The 19198-nt window shown below is 53.2% G+C and carries 16 protein-coding genes; 2 read left to right on the forward strand and 14 right to left on the reverse strand.

Translation table 11 applies throughout. The features are described 5' to 3' along the window. Positions 1-115: 115 nt before the first annotated feature. From J6J28_RS12090 to pilM, 5 genes are read right to left on the reverse strand one after another with little or no spacing between them, the layout of a single operon-like run. Positions 116-2209 carry a type IV pilus secretin PilQ gene (locus J6J28_RS12090; protein WP_301722084.1) on the reverse strand — a complete coding sequence of 698 codons (2094 nt, stop codon included), beginning with the start codon at positions 2207-2209 and terminating at the stop codon, positions 116-118. Next, positions 2206-2748 (reverse strand): pilus assembly protein PilP, encoded by a 543-nt coding sequence (locus J6J28_RS12095; protein WP_301722085.1) that lies wholly within the window; start codon positions 2746-2748, stop codon positions 2206-2208. The genes J6J28_RS12090 and J6J28_RS12095 overlap by 4 nt, the downstream gene beginning before the upstream one ends. Continuing rightward, a complete protein-coding gene (locus tag J6J28_RS12100; RefSeq protein WP_301722087.1) occupies positions 2745-3326 on the reverse strand; it encodes a type IV pilus inner membrane component PilO in 582 nt (193 codons plus the stop codon). Before J6J28_RS12100 ends, J6J28_RS12095 begins: the two co-directional genes overlap by 4 nt. Continuing rightward, a complete protein-coding gene (locus tag J6J28_RS12105) occupies positions 3323-3910 on the reverse strand; it encodes a PilN domain-containing protein (RefSeq protein WP_301722088.1) in 588 nt (195 codons plus the stop codon). Before J6J28_RS12105 ends, J6J28_RS12100 begins: the two co-directional genes overlap by 4 nt. Then, positions 3898-4968 (reverse strand): type IV pilus biogenesis protein PilM, encoded by a 1071-nt coding sequence (gene pilM / locus J6J28_RS12110; RefSeq protein WP_301722089.1) that lies wholly within the window; start codon positions 4966-4968, stop codon positions 3898-3900. The genes J6J28_RS12105 and pilM overlap by 13 nt, the downstream gene beginning before the upstream one ends. A gap of 224 nt (positions 4969-5192) precedes the next feature. Between pilM and J6J28_RS12115 the strand changes: the two genes are divergently transcribed. After that, on the forward strand, positions 5193-7664 hold the full coding sequence (locus J6J28_RS12115; RefSeq protein WP_301722090.1) for a penicillin-binding protein 1A: 2472 nt from the start codon (positions 5193-5195) through the stop codon (positions 7662-7664). Positions 7665-7669: 5 nt separating this feature from the next. Here J6J28_RS12115 and metL read toward each other — a convergent pair whose 3' ends face one another. Further along, positions 7670-10129, reverse strand: coding sequence for a bifunctional aspartate kinase/homoserine dehydrogenase II (gene metL / locus J6J28_RS12120; RefSeq protein WP_301722091.1), 2460 nt, complete (start codon positions 10127-10129; stop codon positions 7670-7672). Between the two features lie 189 nt (positions 10130-10318). Between metL and metJ the strand changes: the two genes are divergently transcribed. Then, positions 10319-10654 carry a met regulon transcriptional regulator MetJ gene (gene metJ / locus J6J28_RS12125; protein ID WP_301722092.1) on the forward strand — a complete coding sequence of 112 codons (336 nt, stop codon included), beginning with the start codon at positions 10319-10321 and terminating at the stop codon, positions 10652-10654. Between the two features lie 3 nt (positions 10655-10657). On the opposite strand, the gene argH is transcribed toward metJ, so the two are convergent. The 8 genes from argH to rpmE form a co-directional block, all read right to left on the reverse strand. Next, positions 10658-12499, reverse strand: coding sequence for an argininosuccinate lyase (gene argH / locus J6J28_RS12130; protein ID WP_301722093.1), 1842 nt, complete (start codon positions 12497-12499; stop codon positions 10658-10660). Beyond that, a complete protein-coding gene (locus J6J28_RS12135) occupies positions 12496-13734 on the reverse strand; it encodes an argininosuccinate synthase (protein WP_301722094.1) in 1239 nt (412 codons plus the stop codon). The genes argH and J6J28_RS12135 overlap by 4 nt, the downstream gene beginning before the upstream one ends. Next, entirely contained in the window at positions 13731-14645 is a 915-nt protein-coding gene (gene argF, locus J6J28_RS12140; RefSeq protein WP_301722095.1) for an ornithine carbamoyltransferase, read from the reverse strand. The genes J6J28_RS12135 and argF overlap by 4 nt, the downstream gene beginning before the upstream one ends. A 52-nt stretch (positions 14646-14697) precedes the next feature. After that, a complete protein-coding gene (gene argB / locus J6J28_RS12145; protein WP_301722097.1) occupies positions 14698-15465 on the reverse strand; it encodes an acetylglutamate kinase in 768 nt (255 codons plus the stop codon). Then, positions 15462-16484: an N-acetyl-gamma-glutamyl-phosphate reductase gene (argC, locus tag J6J28_RS12150; protein ID WP_301722098.1), complete on the reverse strand. Its 1023-nt coding sequence runs from the start codon at positions 16482-16484 to the stop codon at positions 15462-15464. Before argC ends, argB begins: the two co-directional genes overlap by 4 nt. A gap of 207 nt (positions 16485-16691) precedes the next feature. Next, entirely contained in the window at positions 16692-17216 is a 525-nt protein-coding gene (gene dps, locus J6J28_RS12155; protein ID WP_301722099.1) for a DNA starvation/stationary phase protection protein Dps, read from the reverse strand. A 100-nt stretch (positions 17217-17316) separates the two neighbouring features. Next, on the reverse strand, positions 17317-18561 hold the full coding sequence (locus tag J6J28_RS12160) for a malic enzyme-like NAD(P)-binding protein (RefSeq protein WP_301722100.1): 1245 nt from the start codon (positions 18559-18561) through the stop codon (positions 17317-17319). A gap of 269 nt (positions 18562-18830) precedes the next feature. Beyond that, positions 18831-19052 (reverse strand): 50S ribosomal protein L31, encoded by a 222-nt coding sequence (rpmE, locus tag J6J28_RS12165; RefSeq protein ID WP_301722102.1) that lies wholly within the window; start codon positions 19050-19052, stop codon positions 18831-18833. Positions 19053-19198: the final 146 nt, after the last annotated feature.

Genomic DNA, 19198 nt, shown 5'->3' on the forward strand with positions numbered 1-19198 from the left:
TTACATCACTCGTTTAATAGCTGTGACTCACGGAATCCGGAGTGTCTGTCTGACCTTCCTTTACCCAATCCAAAAGAGGCGGGATTATCGCAAGTCACAGCCATTTAAGCAAGGATTACGGCTTCGTCATTACAATTCTTGGCGTGACAAAGATAAGCAGTTCACGTTTTTCGTGGATCTGGCTATCGTTGCGGAATAACACGCCTACGTACGGAATATCGCCCAGTATCGGTACCTTGGTAATGTCGTTCAGGATTTGTTGCTGGTAGATACCACCGAGCACAATGGTTTCGCCATTTTCAACCAGCACCTGAGTACCGATTTCCTGGGTATCAATGGAAACCGCCGGACCCGTAGGGGTGGAAACTGTTTCACCACGAGTATTCTGGGTGATGACCAGATCCATGATGACGCGGTTATCCGGGGTGATTTGTGGTGTCACCTCAAGACCTAACACCGCTTTCTTAAACTGTACCGAAGTCGCGCCCGATGATGCACTTTCGACATAGGGGATTTCTGTACCCTGTTCGATATAGGCTTTCTTCTGGTTGGCGGTGGTAATGCGTGGACTGGCGATAACTTCACCTTTGTTCTCACGTTCCAGTGCCGACAGCTCAAGGTCTAACAAGCGACCATCCGCAAGTTTGGCGACCTGGAAGCCGATAGTAGCAGCAGGATTCGACACCGGCAGATTGACGTTAAAGTCACCGCTGTTTTCTGTACCGGAACCGAAGAAGTCAGGGCCACCCATGCTAGGGTTGGTGATACCCCAGTTTATACCCAGCTCATCGCTGATATTATCGCGCACCGTGACCATGCGTGCTTCGATAACGACCTGCTTCACCGCGACATCAAGCACTTCGACCATGTCTTCAACTTCTTCGATCTGGCGTGGTGTATCACGAACGAGCAAGGTATTGGTACGCTCATCAACAGTGACGGCACCGCGCTCAGACAATAAGTCAGAACTTTCGGTACGCAGAATTGCTGCGATGTCGGCCGCTTTAGCGTAGTTAATCTGGATGTAGGTGCTTTCCAGCGGAGCCAGTTGCGACAGACGCTGACGCGCTTCTAATTCTTGCGCTTCACGCTCGGCAAGCTCATCCGCCGGTGCAACGATAAGGATATTGCTGTCCATGCGACTGGATAGGCCTTTCACCCGCAAAATGGTATTCAAGGCGCGCTGCCAGGGCACATTTTCCAGCCGTAAGGTGATATTACCGGTCACCGACTCGCTGGCCACCAGGTTAAGATCATTCTCGTTGGCAAGTATTTGCAGTAACTGGCGCACCGGAACATTCTGGAAATTCAGTGATATTGGACGTTGCGAACCATCATTCTCAACCACCTCAATAGGTTTGCTGAATTTCAGATTCAGTGAGTCGTCGATCTGTTCCAGCTGATGGCGGAAATCGTCTTTACCGGTGATGGTAATCACGGCATCGTCGCCCTCACGGAAGGTTTCGATATGCGCGATTGGAGTCGCGAACTGGCTGACGTCGAGCACATAAAGTAAATCATCGCTGATTTCTGTGTCATACAGGGTTAGCTCGAGACGGTTACCCCGCACACGCGCCTCATGTTCAATGCTCTGGTCAGTCAGTTGCAAACGCAATAGGGCAACATCGTCAGGTAACCGGGTAAAGTTGATATCAGTGACGCTGGGTTCATCCAGATTCGGAGCTGCCGCGGAGGTAACAACCTTGGCTGGCTCTTGCGGCGCGGCTCGACGTTCGGGCGCCGGCTCGGTGGCAGCAACGGGCTCAGGTTCGGCAGCCATCTGCTCGGGCTCTGTGGTGGTGACCGCGGCAGTCTGTCCGGCATCTCCCGGCTCGTCAGACTCGACAAACACGAGCACCATCACGCTTTCGTAACGGCTCAACAAATGGTCGAGCGGCTCGGTCGTGGTAACTCGTAACAAAGTATCTTCGCGCAGCTGTTCCAACTGCACATTTTCAAGTAGTGGGTGGTCTGCTAAATTCTGAATGCCGGAGGACAGCTCATTGGCTGTGCCGAGCAAAAGAAATTCGTGTACCAACGGGTTCTCACTGCGTCGAACAACAGGTGCCTTAACCGCATCAGCGAAGTGCACTTCAAGATTGAAGCGGTCATTCGCTAATGGAATTTGTTCGATACGTACTAGCTCGTTGGCGCCAACCGCAGCTGGCAGCAGCATGATGAGCATCATGAAACGGATAACGTACGTCATAGATCAGAACTCCCTTGTGAACCCGGTAAGCGCAGTGCGGTGTCGCGTCGTTGCCAACAACCATCACCGGCTGGAACCCATTCAGCTATCATTATGTAGTCCGAGGTGATTTCAGTAATCTGCCCCAGATTAAGACCCATATAATCGCCCATCGCAACACGATAGAGGCGTCCCTGGTTGGTACTCACAAGCGCGACCTGACCTTCACTGTTGGTGCGCATGGTGCCAACTAAAGTAAACTGGTCAAGTCCCAGTGACTCGAGCTCCTCTCGCTCACGTTCAAGGTTCGGTTGTGGACAACCCTTCGTATTTTCGCCTACCGAAGGAGCATTAAGAGGTGCTGGCTCAAACGGATTGCGAAACGTACGGCCGTTATAATCAATACGTTGTAACTCGGGCATCTCGGGTAAAGGCTCGGCATTTGGCACAGAGCTGCTGCGGACTTGTTCAGTATAGGCGACAAGATCCTGATGGCCACCCTGACTGCAGGCAGTAAGAAGCAACGCTGAGGTAAGGACAAAGCTGAAGCGCTTGATCATGGTTGCGCCCTCAAGGTTTGTTGCCGATAGGTTTCAGCAGTGACATTCAGCTGTAAATCGTCAGTTAAGTCTGAGCGTTGCAGGGTAAAGTCTTTGACGCTGATAATACGATGCAATCCAGCAATCTGGCCGACGAACTCGCCGATCTGATGGTACTCACCCTGCAAGTCAATACGCATTGGCAGTGCGGTATAGAATTCACGCGGTTGGGCATCAAGCCACTCGATGCGGTCGAAGTCGAGACCGCTACGGGTGCCCACCAGGGTAATATCATCGAGTAAACGCGCAGTTTCATCATCGTTAGGCAGCATGTCGAGTAAAACTTCTAAATCTTCATTGAGCTGCGCCAGTTGACTGCGATATACGGGCAGGTTCACGGCAGTCCGGTACTTCACTTGATAATCTTGTTTAAGCTGAGTTTCACGTGCTTGCTCTTGCTTGTAGCGATTCCACTCGTCAGATAGCAGGAAATGGTAGGCGAGACCTAAACAGATAATAATCAGCAGGACCAGGGCGCCAAAGCGGAAGGGCGCGGGCCAAAAAGGCATTTCATTTATGTCGAGTTCACGTAAATTCATGATCCACCCTCCGTTGTGCCAGGCGCTATAGTCTGGGGTCTGGCAACAGTCACGCTCAGCGAGAAAGCGCTGTAACGCGTCGGACCTTCAGTCTCTTCGACGTCAGAGGAAATTTCGCGAAGCTCAGGATTGTTGAAGACGCTCGATTCGGTAATGGCTCTGAGGAACTCTGATACGCGGTTATTGGAAACACTCCGACCGCGCAGGCTCATGCGATCGCCGCGTTTCTCGACACTGACGATGTGAACGCCATCAGGAGTACGCTTGGAAAGCTCGTTGAGCATATGAATGGCGGTGTTGCGATCCTGATGCAGGGACTGAATCAACTCCATGCGATTGACGATCTGGTCTTTCTTTTTGTTAATTTCCTGAATTTCAGCGATCTGAGCATCTAAGATCGTGATCTGCGACGTGAGAAACTGATTGCGCTCAATTTGTTGCTGCTGAAAATCCTGAATAACTTTGTAGGCAATAAAGACCAGCGCTGCCGCGATCAATAGCGCAATAAAGGCATGGATACCGAATCTTTGTTTTGCGCGTTGGCGCGCAATCTCGCGCCAGGGGAGCAGGTTTACGTGTGCCATGGTGTAAAGCTCCGTAACGCCAGTCCTAGCGCTTCAACGAAACGTGGACCGTGGGATTGTAAGTGTTGGTATTTATCGGGCAGTGTGAAATGCTCAAACGGGTTGAGACTCACCACAGGGTACTTGACCTGATCACGAATGTGATCGACGACCAAAGGTACCATTGCGCCACGGTTAATTAACAACACACCAGCGAAGTCTTTTTTTGTCGCGTTACTGCGATAGATTTGCATGCCACGACTGATTTGCGCCCAAAGATTACCAAGGAAGTCCTGTAGAATAAGGGGCGAAATGTCTTCTGTTTCTTCTGCTCTGAGCTTGGCAAAGATTTCCCCGTGGTCAGCGTTGTCTTCTGTTTCTAACGCTTTAAACAACTGGTTCAGACCGCCACTTTGATAACGGGTAAACATCACTTCGCCATGGCCAATGACAATGGTTTGCACAGCGGCACTGCTGATATCGAGAACCAACAGGGGTAACTTGTTGTCATAAAGGTCTGGATGCATATGCGGCATGACATGGTCGCAAGCACGTAATATCGCCTGGTTGTCGACATCCATGATGCGAACTTTGAAGCCGGCTTCTTCCATGGCTTGCACGCGGGTATCGACACTGACGGTACGGGTGGCGGTAACGATGACCCGCTGCTGTCCGGGCATGGTTGGATGCTCGCCAAGGCTTTCAAAATCATAGCGGACTTCAGCTAAGGGGAAGGGAATTAACGCTTCAGCTTCAGTTTCGATTTTCTCTGCGATCGCTTCGTCATCAAGATCAAGGGACATGGCTAGCTGCTTTGAGATGGCCTGGCTGCCAGAGACGGCGCCGACCACGTCAATCGCGCGAGCACTCAAGCTTTTTTTCGTTTGCTTCAGCGCTTTGGAAAGTTTTTCGATGTCAGTAATTTCATCGTCGGTGATGAGGTTCTTAGCTAATTGCGTCTCGGCAACACGGACGATCTCGTACGTGTCTCCTTGTGATACAATTTCTATAGCTTTGATCGCATCTGTTCCGATATCGATGCCTAGACCAGGCTTTTTACCTAGACCAAACAGCCCCATAATGTTCTCCCGATGGGATATGTAAATGGCTTATAATTCGTTTTATATAGTAATTGCCATTCGCTGCGCACGACAGAAATGTAAGATTTCCGCAAAGAGCATAGCAGTTTTTCGAGCTTGCATAGGAATCTTTCCTTATCTTTCTATAATATGCAGCGAGAGATAGCAACTAAGCAACTGTTTCTTTACAAAGATAGCACCAGATCCAAAAAAGGATAAATTTTGTGAAAGTTTTAAAATGGATACTGTACAGCGCACTGCTTGCTTTTGTTGTAGGTGGTCTTAGCGTTGGTGGTATGTACTTATACTACAAGGACGAACTGCCAAGTGTTGCAGAATTGCGAGAAGTTCGCTTACAGACTCCTATGCAGGTTTATTCTTCTGATGGTGAGATGATCGCTCAGTTTGGTGAGATACGGCGTATCCCCGTTGCCTTGGAAGACGTTCCACAAAGCCTTATTGACGGCTTTTTAGCCACTGAAGATCAGCGCTTTTATGAGCACGTCGGGATTGATCCTATTGGTGTTGCCCGGGCCTTTTTTCAGCTTATTGCTACCGGCGAAATCCAAAGTGGGGGTAGTACAATTACCCAGCAGTTGGCGCGAAATTTCTACTTAAGCTTTGAGCAAACCTGGACACGGAAGATCAAAGAAGCCTTTATCGCACTGCACATTGAGAGTCAGCTGGAAAAAAATGAGATTCTCGAGCTCTACCTGAACAAAATTACCTTTGGGCATCGTGCCCATGGCATCGGCGCAGCAGCGCAGGTTTACTACGGTAAAGAGTTAAGCGAGTTGACGTTGGCAGAAATGGCGATGATTGCCGGCTTGCCCAAAGCTCCTTCAACTATGAATCCGATTTCGAATCCCGAGCGCGCCCGCGAACGCCGCGCCGTGGTGCTTGGCCGTATGTTAGCTGAAGACAAAATCACTGAGCAGCAATACCAGACGGCCTTAGCTGAGCCAATCAGGACCCGCGTGCACAGCGCTGAAGTCACCATGAATGCGCCCTATTTAGCGGAAATGGTGCGCGCCGAAATGGTTGCGCGCTATGGCGAGGACTTTGCCTACAACAGTGGCCTGAAAGTTTACACGACCGCAAGCGCCAAGCAGCAGCGTGCGGCACAACGTGCTGTGCAAGCGAACTTGCATGGCTACGACGAGCGGCACGGTTACCGGGGCGTCGAGGCACAATTATGGCGCCCGGCAAAAGAGCAAAACCCCCTACCTGAAGCTGAAGTGCTGGCGCGCCTGCAAGATTTTAAGGCGGTGGGGCTGACGCGTGCGGCCGCAGTGCTGGCCGTTGATTCAGAAGCGCAGCAAGCAACGCTGCTCTTTGCTGACGGCGAGCAGGGTCAGCTCGACTGGTCGCAGGTGGCTTGGGCGCGGCCCTTGATTAACCGTGAACGCCAGGGCCAGGCACCGGAGTCCATTGTCGATGTGTTTACCGCGGGCGCTGTTATTCGGGTTCGCGCAACCGATAACGGCTGGCGTCTTGCGCAAGTGCCAGAGCCGAGTGCGGCGATGGTCGCTTTGCGCCCCAATGATGGCGGTATCGCGGCAGCGGTGGGCGGCTACAGCTTTACACTGAGCCAGTACAATCGAGCGGTACAGGCAGAGCGCCAGGTCGGTTCTAACATCAAGCCCTTTATCTATTCAGCGGCGCTGGACAATGGTTTCACCTTGGCCACCTTAGTGAATGACGCGCCCATCAACCAGTGGAACCCGGGCAGTGGTATCGCCTGGCGGCCGCGCAACTCACCTGATGTGTACGAAGGCCCCATCCGGGTAAGACAAGCGCTGGCAAAGTCAAAAAACGTGGTGTCCGTGCGCCTGTTAAGAGCCATGGGCGTCAATACAGTGGTTGACTACCTGACGCGGTTTGGCTTTGATTACGATGAGCTGCCCCGCAACGAATCTTTATCGCTTGGTTCGGCGTCAATGACACCACTTGAAGTGGCTCGCGGCTATGCTGTGTTCGCCAATGGCGGTTACTTGATTGAGCCGTACTTTATCGAGCGTATCGTCGATAATCAGCAACAGGTGATTTTCCAGGCGCGGCCCAAAGTTGCCTGTGTTGCCTGCGAGCCGGCTGACCGCGAGGTGCTGGAAGCGCCGCAGGTGATTACCGAACAGAATGCGTTCCTGGTTACTCAGGCGATGCAATCGGCGGTTTGGGGCGGCGGCAGCTGGGCCCACAAAACCGGTTGGAACGGCACGGCCTGGCGGATTCAACGCTCGGACCCTATCACCAACCATGTCGGGCGTAATATCGCCGGTAAAACGGGTACCACCAACGATGTCAAAGATACTTGGTTCTCAGGCTTTGTCAGTGGACTGGTTGCGACCGGCTGGGTGGGTTTCGATAACCTCGAAAATGCTCTGGGTAGCACCACGATGAACAGTAACCTTGATAGTAGTGAACAGCCTATTTCGGGTACGGAAGCAGGGGCCAAGACTGCGCTGCCTATGTGGATCGACTTTATGGAAACCGCAGTTGAAGATGTTGAGTCGAAGCCCTTTGATGTACCGCCTGGCCTGGTTTCTGCCCGAATCGACCTGGCCACCGGAAAGCTCAGTCGCGCCAGTGATTACACGACGCGTTTTGAGTACTTTATCCCGGGTACGGCACCCACTGAGTATGTGGATAAGTCATCGTCACCGACAGTCTTTGGTGACGACGACTCGATCTTCTAAGCGGGTCAGACTTTTTTGCTGAGGCGGCTGAGCAATTGATTCAGATCCGATTGCACACCGCCCGCAGTCACTTCTTTTCCGGCTCCGGGGCCACTTATGACCAGCGGCATTTCGTGGTACCAGTCGGTATAAATCACGAAGATATTCTCACCCGGAATCAGGTTGGCGAGCATATCGCCTTCAGGAATATACTCAATCCCGACTCGCGCGATCACGCGGTCGTCATCGCGCACGGCAAAGCTTGCCAAAAGACGTGGAACTTTCCCGGTTTGCTGCGCGTCTTGATACAGATCCTGCATACCATCATCAAGCTCAGGTAAGCGCTGCATGAACTCGTCCAGCGGAATATCAGCCAGATGTTCCGGCAGTAAGCTATCAACATCGATATCTTTCCAGTCCAGTCGTAAGCCAATCTCGCGTGCCAGGATCAGCAGTTTGCGAATAATATCCTGACAGGATAAATCCTCGCGTGGATCAGGTTCACTGAGCCCGCGCTCTTTTGCTTCGCGCACTAAGTCGCTGAATTTCACATCGGCATTAAAATTCTCAAACAGCCACGACATGGTGCCCGAGAAGATCCCTGAAATACTCTGAATGCTATCGCCGGAATTACGTAAGTCGTTCAGCGCGTAATTGAGCGGCAGGCCGGCGCCAACGGTCGTGTTGTAATACCACTCCCGCTGATATTCCTGCTGGATGGTGCGGATTTCGCTGTACTGGCTCTCGGTCGAGGCGCCAGCGCGTTTATTGGCACTGATAATATGCAAACCGTTGGCGAAAAAGCTTGGATACAGCTGCGCGACAGCGGTGGCATCGGTTAAATCGAGCATCACCAGTTCGTCGTAGGGTGCGTTGGGTAACTCCGGGATCAGCTGACTCATTTCATAGGGGCGGGCCAGGCGTTCGAAATTATCCTGCCAGTCGGTTAAGTCCAGACCATTGTAATCCAGCCACATGCGGGTGGAGTTCAACACGCCAATGATACGCACGTCCATCTGCTCGTTAATGCGCTCGCGCAAACGGCGGTAAAGACTTAACCAGGCACTACCGATGTTACCGCGACCGACCACCAGTACACCAAGACTGCGGCGGTGGTTGAAGAGCTGACTGTGGATCCGGTTCAATAGGCGGTTATCCAGTTTTTGCTCAAGAATAGCGACCACCGCATTATTATCGGGTGTCAGCGCCAGCCGACGCAGCGCCTGCTCACTGGTTTCTTGCTTGAATACAGAATACTGTTCGGTCTCCTGAATACGATTGCCGACCAGCGCCAGCATCGCGTAGCCGGTGAGCTTGCTGGCGTTATGCTTGGTGTCGATCTCAGCTAACCATTGCTCCATGTAATCCAGGTGGTTCTGATGGTAAGCATAATAGGCCTGATGTTGCGCAACTTCGTTCCAGCTAATCAAAGGGGTCAGTTCCAGCTCTTCGAACGCCTCAATCAGTTTGGCGTCGCGTAAGTCGACCCGGAACAGCACCACTTCCGAAAGTGCGGTCAGCACTTTACCGGAAGCTTCGGCGTCTTCGTACAAGCCAATTCGGGTTTGCTGATTCTCTACTTTCAGACTCGAGCGTACGGCAATGACCATGCGCTCACGATTGACCGGCTGGAAGGTGCGCGGATGCAACACCGGGCTACCTAAGCGAGCCAGTTCTTCAGCTTCACGCCAATCGAGAATAGGCAGACTCACGACCCGTTCGACTTTGCGCGGATCAGCGGAGTAGACCCCGGCGACATCTTTCCAGATGGTGACCTGCTTGGAGTCAATCAGACTGCCGACCAGGGTGGCCGAGTAGTCACTGCCGTTGCGACCAAGAATCAACGAGCGACCTTCAGGGTCGGCGCAGATGAAACCGGTGACAATAAAGCGGGTACCGGCATAAGGGGCAATCCGGTTCAGCAGCCCCGCGCGCGAGACGTCAACGCGGATGAGAGGCTCTGGCGCATCGTCTGCAACCAGAAAGCTACGGGCATCGATGTGGTCCGCCTGGGTACCTTGTTGCTGTAGCAAGGTGGACAGCAAGCGTGCTGACCAAAGTTCGCCATAGGACAGCAGTTCTGGGCGGTTTTCGATGATTTCTGCGCCGCTGAGCCAGTCCCACCAGCGGGCAAAGTCAATTTCTGAGGCTCTTAACAGGCGCTGCTGATGTTCACCGCTTAACAATTCAGTGATTAAGCCCTGTTGGTACTTCTCTAACTGTTTGAGTAGCACTTCAGCCATGCCGTAATCGCCATCGGCATCGGCATCGGCTTCGTGTTTGGCATCAATAATGGCAAGGATGCGGTTGGTCGTGTCACCTGCTGCAGAAACCACCACCAGGTCACTGGCACCGGCGTACTCTGTGACGATGCGGGCTACCCGTCGGTAACAATAGGCATCGGCAAGACTGCTACCGCCGAATTTGTGAACCTGAACTTGATCTGCAACGGTTTGAATTTGTGCTTCGGAAACCTCAACCTTCATGATGCGTATGCGCTCTCCAGAATAAAGATTAAACAGCGATTATACGGTGCCACTGCCAGGCAATAAAGCACCTTAATTTTAAGTCTGTGCAAAAAGACGTATAGACCGCTAAGCGTATAAAGTTGACTGTACCGCAGACCATTGTACAATTCACCCCATTATGTAAGGTTATTCAGTGGAAGGTGCAGTATGGAGTGGGACGGCGAGTATATTTACCCGTATGTAGAACATGGTAAGAAAAGTGAGCAGGTGAAGAAAATCACCGTGTCCATCCCTACCCGGGTGCTGAAAGTGCTTACCGACGAGCGTACCCGTCGGCAAGTTAAAAATCTGCGTCACGCCACCAACAGTGAATTACTTTGCGAGGCGTTTTTACACGCCTTCACAGGGCAGCCCTTGCCTGAAGATGACGATTTACGCAAAGACAACCCACACAAGATCCCAGCTGAGGTGCGTGCCGAGCTGGAGCGTCGCGGCCTGCCTATCCCGGCCGACGAAGAGCTGGACGCCGACGAACTGGAGTAAGCTCTACAGCAGGTACTCCAGTGCCGTTTCGTCGCAGTCATGTTTGCGCGGACAGATATCGCAGTCTTTCATCACTTTTTCTGGCAGCTTGTCTTTGACTGTCAGACGAAAGTTAAGCTTGCCAAAAAATTCCGGTACCCGCGTCAGTACGATGGTGCGGGAAATACCAAGCTCGCGCGCTTTCCATAATAAAAACGCGACCAGCTCAGCCCCCAGACCTTTGCCCTGCGCCTGCGGAAACAGACCCAGGCTGCGGATCTCTGCCAGGCCTGTGCTGTACACATAAAGCGCCGCACAGCCCACCACTTCATCGTCGATTTCCGCTACAGCAAAGCTCTGAATCGCTTGTAATACATCAGCTTTGTCCCGCGGCAGGTTCTCACCTTGATCAGCCCAGTAAGCGATCAGATCACAGATTTTATTGGCATCGCTCAGGCGCGCCTGACGTACGTGTTTGCTGGCGGCTTCCGCAGCATGCAACCAGTCGTTGGCGTGTTTGATCGCGACCCGTACCGCACTGGGAGCCGTGCCACCTAAGGCGCTGCGCTGCTGCACTCCATAATTCAGCTCAAGAACCTGGTAGACATCGTCGCCGATAGTGTCCGAAAATTCGTGAAATTCGGCTAAAGTTAGCGCCTCCAAGGGCTGCCCTTGCTGCTGGGCATAAAGCACCGCGGCACCGGTGATATGGTGGGCGTCACGGAACGGGATGCCTTTACTGACCAGGTAGTCGGCAAGTTCGGTAGCATTGCTGTAGCCCAGCGCAGCTTGCTGCGCCGCATGGGCTTCGTTTACGCTCAACTCGGGTACCGCGAAGGTCAACATCTGCAGACACTGCAGGTAGGTATGCAGGGCATCGAATAAGCCTTCTTTGTCTTCCTGCATGTCTTTGTTGTAGGCCAGCGGCAAACCTTTCAAGGTGGTTTGCAGCGCATGTTGATGGCCAAACACCCGTCCCGTTTTGCCGCGCAGCAACTCAAACAGATCCGGGTTTTTCTTCTGTGGCATTAATGAAGAGCCGCTGCTGATCTTGTCAGTCATGGCAAAACAACCGGACTCGCCGGAGCAATAGAAGATCACATCTTCCGCTAAGCGTGATAAATGCAGCATACCGGTGCTGGCGCTATGCAGTAAATCCAACGCAAAATCGCGGTCGGACACGCCATCCAGACTGTTTTCACAGGCGTAGCGAAAGCCCAGACTGTGCGCCAGCGCTTCCCGATCCAGCGGAGCTGTGGTACCCGCCAACGCGCCGCTGCCCAGTGGGCATACGTCCAGTCGCTTCTGGGTTTCCTTCAACCGGCTGACATCGCGCTGCAGCATTTGTACGTAGGCCAATGCCCAATGTCCTGCCATGATCGGCTGCGCCCGCTGTAAATGGGTGTAGCCCGGCAACGCCGCAGCCTGATAGCGCTCGGCGAATTTGATCAGCGCCTGCACAGCGGCCAGATTTGCCGTGATCAGCTCGGCACAGACGGCTTTGCAAAACAACCGCAGGTCCGTGGCCACCAGATCGTTACGGCTACGTCCGGTATGCAGTTTCTTCGCTGTCGCACCGATTTTTTCGATCAGCTGTGCTTCGACCCAACTGTGGATATCTTCTTCGTCGCTTTGCAACGGCAACTGCGGGTCGGCTGCGACGCCCTGTTGCAGCTCCTGTAGTGCCTGCTGTAACTGGGCATTTTCGTCCGCCGTCAGTAGCTGCGCCTGCGCTAAGGCATCCGCCCAGGCCCGGGAGGCCTGTAAATCGTAGGTCGCCAGCTGGTAGTCGAACCGCAACGAATCGTTAAACTGTTTGAATTCAGCGGCGCTGGGCTCGCTGAACCGTCCTCCCCATAAACTCATGACGCTGCCTCATCTCCATCGATTGCCGCCGGAGTCTGGTGCAGGGCGCGGATGCGTGATGCCAGACTGTAAAGGCGGATAAAGCCTTCAGCATGCTGTTGATTATAGACGTCGTCTTCGTCAAAGGTAGCGAAGGCATTCGAGTACAAGCTGTTGGGTGAGCGCTTCTGAGTGACGTTGACCTGGCCTTTGTAGAGTTTAACGACGATATCGCCAGTTAAAGGCTCAGCCAGTTTGTTTGCGGCTGCGAGCATGACGTCGCGCAGCGGAGTAAACCAGCGCCCATCGTAAAGTAACTGAGCAAATTCGTTGCCCATGCGAATCCGATAATCCTGTGTGGTGCGATCCAGCACCAGACTCTCAAGTCCTTGCAACGCAGCGTAAAGCACAGCACCAGCAGGGGTTTCGTAGCAGCCACGGGATTTCATGCCGACCAGACGGTTTTCCACCATATCGAGGCGACCCACGCCATGGGCACCCGCCACATGATTCAGCTGAGTAATGGCGCTGACCGGATCGATAGCTTCGCCGTTGAGGGTAACCCACTCGCCGTGCAAAAACGACAAGGTCAGGTATTCCGGCACGTCAGGCGCTTGCAGGGGCTCAGTGGTCCAGCTCCAGACTTGTGCGGTCGGTGCATTCCAGGGATCTTCGAGCTCACCACCTTCGGTCGAAATGTGCCAAAGGTTGGCGTCGCGACTGTAGATTTTAGTTGCTGATGCACTGCAGGGAATATTGCGCTCAGCAAGGTACGCCAGTAGTTGCGGACGGCTGCGCATGTCCCACTCACGCCAGGGAGCAATCACTTGTAAATCAGGCGCCAGCGCGGCAAACGCAGACTCGAAGCGGACCTGATCGTTGCCTTTACCGGTGCAGCCATGCGCGAGGGCATCCGCACCGACTTTACGCGCAATTTCGACCTGTGCGGCAGCAATAATTGGCCGTGCCAACGCGGTACCAAGCAGGTACTGGCCTTCATAAATGGCACCGGTTTTCAGGGTCGGGAAAATCACCTCATTGACCAGCTGCTGTTTGAGGTCGACCACATGGCAACTGCTGGCGCCGGAGGCGATAGCTTTTTCTTCCACGCCGGCAAGCTCTTCATCACCCTGACCTACGTCAGCGACAAAGGCGACCACTTCGCAGTCATAGTTTTCCTTGAGCCAAGGCACGATCGCGGACGTATCCAGACCACCTGAATAGGCTAACACCACTTTATCGATCGACTTTTTCATGCCTGAGCTCCTGCAAATAACTGAACTAAAATTGCGTTTTGTGCGTGTAAACGATTTTCGGCCTGATGTAAGACCAGCGACTGCGGGCCATCAATTACCTCGGCAGTAACCTCGCGGCCGCGGTACGCAGGAAGGCAATGCATAAAATAGCTGGCGCCGAGCTGCTGCATCAGATCGTTATTGACCTGAAAAGGGGCAAAGTCATGCATCACCTGATTACTGTCCCGCTCCTGCCCCATTGAGAACCAGGTGTCGGTATAAATCGCATCGGTTTGTTGTAGATTGCTGAAGTCGTGGTGCAGGGAAATACTCCCGCCATTTTCCTGCGCCGTTTGCTGTGCCAAAGCAAGGGCATCAGCATTGGGCTCATACCCTTCCGGCGTCACGATTTGTAAGTCCATTCCAACCAGCGCTGCACCTGACATCAGCGCCTGGCAAACATTGTTACCATCGCCAATATAGGTCAGCGTGACCTTACTCAAATCGCCCAGCTGTTCAGTCAGGGTGAGCAAGTCAGCCATTGCCTGACACGGATGACAGACATCACTCAGTGCATTGATGACGGGTTTGTCTGAGGCTTGTGCAAGTTCCTCCAGGGTCGCCTGCGAGAACACCCGCGCGACAATGGCGTCGTGCCATAGCGCCAGATTCGCACCAACATCGGTCGCGGGCTCGCGACTGCCCATCAGATTCGCAGCATCAAGGTAAATACTGTGGCCGCCCAAGCGGTGGATACCTGCCGCAAAACTCGCGCGGGTGCGCAGCGAGGGCTTCTCAAATACCAGCGCGATGCTTTTGCCCTGCAGATGGTTTTGCCAGGTCGTGGGGCGTTGTTTGATGGTCTGGGCCAGGTCCAGTAATTGTGCCACTTGCGCGCTTGATAAGTCCCGCAGTGCTAGTAAATCTTGCATGATGATTCCAACTTAATAACTGATTCTAAAAAATGAATAGGGTAATAGCTGCTTAGAAACGAATGCGGGTTCCGGCCGCCTCACCCTTTGCCAGTCGGGTCAGTGCGTTGGCGTCTTGCCAGCCGGCCACCGCGATACTTCGTCGCGAATGTTGTGCGGCTTGTAAAGCGGCGTTTAATTTCACCACCATGCCATCGCGCACGATCCCGTCGCTGATAAGCTGCAGAACCTGCGTGGCATCAATGGAGTCAATGAGGAGGCCATCGCGGTCGAGAATGCCGGCCACGTCGGTTAGTAAAATAAGGTCTGCATGCAGCACTTGCGCGACCGCGCCTGCGGCAAGATCAGCGTTAATATTGAGTCGCTGGCCATCGGCACTTAGGCCAATGGAGCTGAGGATGGGTAAGTAGTTGGCGTCCAATAACAGCTCAAGTAACTTACTGCTGTGCGGTTGCGGAATGCCCACCGCACCCCGTGTGGTATCAACCTCACACCGCACGGTGGACCCTGCCTGCAAGGTCAGCCCCACGCTGGCTAAGCCATGTTGCTGCGCTATAGCGCAAAGCTGTGAATTGAGATCGCCAGCAAGTACGCCGGCGACAATCGGCATCTGTGCAGCAGGGGTGACCCGCTGACCGTCGGTTTTTGTCGAGACTTCGCCCAACCGCTGTAACAGCGCCTGCACCTGATCGCCACCGCCGTGCACCAGCACCAGTGGCCGCAAGGCAGCGAGCTTCTGTACGGTGCTGAAAAGTTGACTTAACGCGGTGGGGTCGGTGAGCACCCGACCGCCTATTTTGATGACCAGTGGCGTCGTCATACCACGGCTCCAAGGTTCAATAAGCCCGCGCTAGCTGGCAGCCGGAAATACTGATTCGCCAGCTGCACCGCTTGTGCTGCTGCGCCTTTGAGTAAGTTATCAATGGCAACACTGAAAATAAGCTGTTGCTCGTGCAACTTAAAGTAAATGTCACAGTAAGGGGTCGCAACAACCTGCGCTAGCTTGGGCGGGGTATCGACGAGCCGTATCAGCGGTTGATCGGCGTAGCATGCTGCCAGACTGTCTTCGATCGTTGCCGCCGAGATACCAGCTTGCACCTGGGCATAAATGGTCGCCAGAATGCCACGCTTAAAATGACCCAGATGCGGCACAAACAGCACCTCACGACCAATGCTCTGAGCCATTTCTGGCTGATGCCGGTGCGACGCAATCCCATAGGCCTGCAAGCTGACTTCCGCGCAACTGGTGTGCAGCTGGGCTTTGCGACCGGCACCGGTGACACCGCTGACCGCGTTGACAATTGGCACAGAGTACTGGGCCAACAAATGACTTATGGGGCGAAGTGCCAGTGCGGCTGCGGTCGGGTAACAGCCGGGCACGGCGATCAAGGGCTCGTCGCCCCGCAACTGCGAGAATTCGGCCAAACCATAAGGCACAGCAGCCTCAAGCTTAGGTTGCTTAAAGCCATACGCCTGCAGGTGTTGATGCGCGTCGCGCAGCCGAAAAGCACCGGACAGATCAAAGACGACCAGGCCAGCGGCAATCAGCTGTGGCGCGAGTTCAGCACTGGTTTCATGGGGAAGCGCTAAAAAAACCACCCGAACCTGTTGCGCCAATTGCGGCAACAGATCCGAGTGCCAAGGTTGCAGAATCTGCTCGCACCGACCACTCAATTGCGGATACAACGCGGAGATGGGCTCTGCTTTCTCACGTGCGCTCGAGGAAAATGCATGAGTCAAGGTAAACTCTGGATGATTATGCAGTAACCAGACGAGCTCAGCGCCACTGTAGCCGCTCGCTCCAAAAACAGCGCATTGTATGGTTTCTTGCTTAGACATTCACAGTAAACTTATGACCCAAAGATGGCGTAAGTATAGTGAATATAAATTCACAAAACAAGCATAAGTATTGATCTTTTGCGGAGGCTTCCGTCGCGCGGCGCGGTTACGTTCTTTCAGATAGTGAGCGGAGCGAATTGCAGGTTGGAAAATAAAAAAGGGCCATCGCCTGCGACGATAGCCCCTGCGGAAAAATCAGGTGTTGGGTTAAGTTTTAAGTTCACCAGTTGCTGACTCAAGATGAGCACGCACGAACCACTGGTATTGCTCAAGCTCAGCCAGTTGGCCCGTTAACATGTCCTCTGAGACTGGGTCCAGGTCGGCGAGTTTTTCCAGCGCGGCTCTGTGATCAGAGTTCACGCCATCGTAAACCTTATCGAGGGCGACCAGATGGTCTTTAACCAAGCCCCGGCCAAGGGAGTAATCTTCCCAGCGACGGCGGTCGACCAAATACTTTGGCGTGCCGTTCGGAACGCCACCGAGGGTCGCGATGCGTTCAGCTATGGTATCTGTCATTTCGCGCACGGAATCGACCTGCGGGTCGAGCATCTCATGCACGCCGATAAAGTTGGGGCCGACGACATTCCAGTGAATGTGCTTCAGTGTCAGCTGCAAATCGATGAGCGCCACCAATCTGTCGTCAAGCAACTTAATGGTTTCGTGAGCGGCCTTATCTTTCAGGCCTGGTGCGGTAAACTCTGCTGTTTTCTTAGTTTGGTCCGTATGAGACATTAATAACCTCCCTAACGTTTGCGTCGTATTTCATTACGCCTCGTCAGCAAGTATAGATCAGTTAAGGTCTTGTCAATCCAGAACGAAAAAGGCGGAGTACTCACTCCGCCATATAATTCTTCGGTAGGTCGATGCGGGCGGCGCCGGAGGCGACGGCTGCTTCAGCGACGGCACGCGAAACGCGGGTTTTCAAACGCGGATCGATGGGTTTGGGAATGATGTAATCCACACCAAACTCAAGTTTATCAACGCCAGCTGCTTTTAAGACGCTTTCCGGAACAGGCTCTTTGGCCAGACTACGGATGGCCTCAACCGCGGCAATCTTCATTTCGTCATTAATCGCCCGGGCGCGGACATCAAGAGCGCCGCGGAACATAAACGGAAAGCAAAGTACGTTATTGACCTGATTCGGATAATCCGAGCGGCCGGTGGCCATGATCAAGTCGTCGCGGACTTTATGGGCCAGTTCCGGCTTAATTTCCGGATCAGGATTGGAGCAAGCAAACACAATAGGCTTTTCGGCCATAAGTTTCAGTGCGTCGGGGCTCAGCAGATCCGGGCCGGACACACCAACAAAGACGTCAGCTTCGCTAATCACTTCTTCTAATGTACGTTTATCCGTGTTGTTGGCGAACAAGGCTTTGTACTGATTCAGGTCTTCGCGACGGGTATGAATGACCCCTTTGGAGTCCAGCATATAGATGTGCTCACGCTGGGCGCCACACTTGATCAGCAGTTCCATGCAGGCAATAGCGGCCGCGCCGGCGCCCAAACAGACAATTTGTGCCTTGCGCAGTTCTTTGCCCTGAATTTCCAATGCATTTAACAGGCCGGCGGCGGTCACAATGGCGGTACCGTGTTGGTCGTCATGAAAAATCGGCACATCACAGCGCTCAATCAGTGCTTCTTCAATTTCAAAACACTCCGGCGCCTTAATATCTTCAAGGTTCACCCCACCGAAACTGTCGGCGATATTCGCAACGGTATTGATAAAGTCCTGCGTGGTGCGATGGGTGACCTCAATGTCGATCGAATCAAGCCCAGCGAAGCGTTTAAACAAGAGTGCCTTACCTTCCATGACCGGCTTCGATGCCATTGGACCTAAATTGCCCAGACCCAGAATCGCAGTACCGTTGGAGATCACCGCGACCATGTTGCCTTTGGCGGTGTACCGGTAAACATCGTCAGGGTTCGCGGCAATAGCGCGCACCGGCTCGGCGACACCCGGACTGTAGGCGAGCGCCAGATCTTTACTGGTCTCCGCCGGTTTGGTCAGCTCAATACTGATTTTGCCGGGAGTCGGTAATGCATGGTAATCGAGCGCTTGTTTGCGAAAGTCAGACATTGAATAGCGTACCTTTTGGTTCCGAAACGATGGCATGCATCGCCATCAGGTGACTGAATAAAGGACATTGTAGAGGCTTACCAGCGAATAACAAATCTTACCTGATGCCAAAGACCGTTGCGCAAGGCCACTTCGGACCACTAAATTGCAAAGGTGCTTAAAAACACACCATGCTAATTTTCAGCCCTTATGCGGGCTGACAGTGAGACGGGCATAAAAAAAGGCGCCTTTTGGCGCCTTTTTCTGAATTCTGTCCAGAAGCTTGTCTTTTACGACGACTTCTTGCCACCCAACACGCTGAAACGCTTGTTGAATTTGTCGATACGACCACCAGTATCCATAATACGCTGCTTACCAGTGTAGAACGGGTGGCACTCTGAACAAACGTCAAGGTGCAATTCGCCACCTTTAGTTGAGCGGGTTACGAAAGTGTTGCCGCATGAGCAAGATACTTTCATGTCTTCATAGTTAGGATGAATACCTGATTTCATAGGGGTTACCTCAATTGGGCCGCATCGCCATCCGATCTGTTGCCGGACACCATACGTGGTTAATGTCGATTAATAGGGCGCGAATTCTACCTCAAGGTCAAGTAATGATCAAGCATCAGGATCGCGCTTGCGCCAATGTGCGCAGC

It is taken from the genome of Pseudidiomarina terrestris (assembly GCF_030466375.1).
GTDB lineage: Bacteria > Pseudomonadota > Gammaproteobacteria > Enterobacterales > Alteromonadaceae > Pseudidiomarina > Pseudidiomarina terrestris.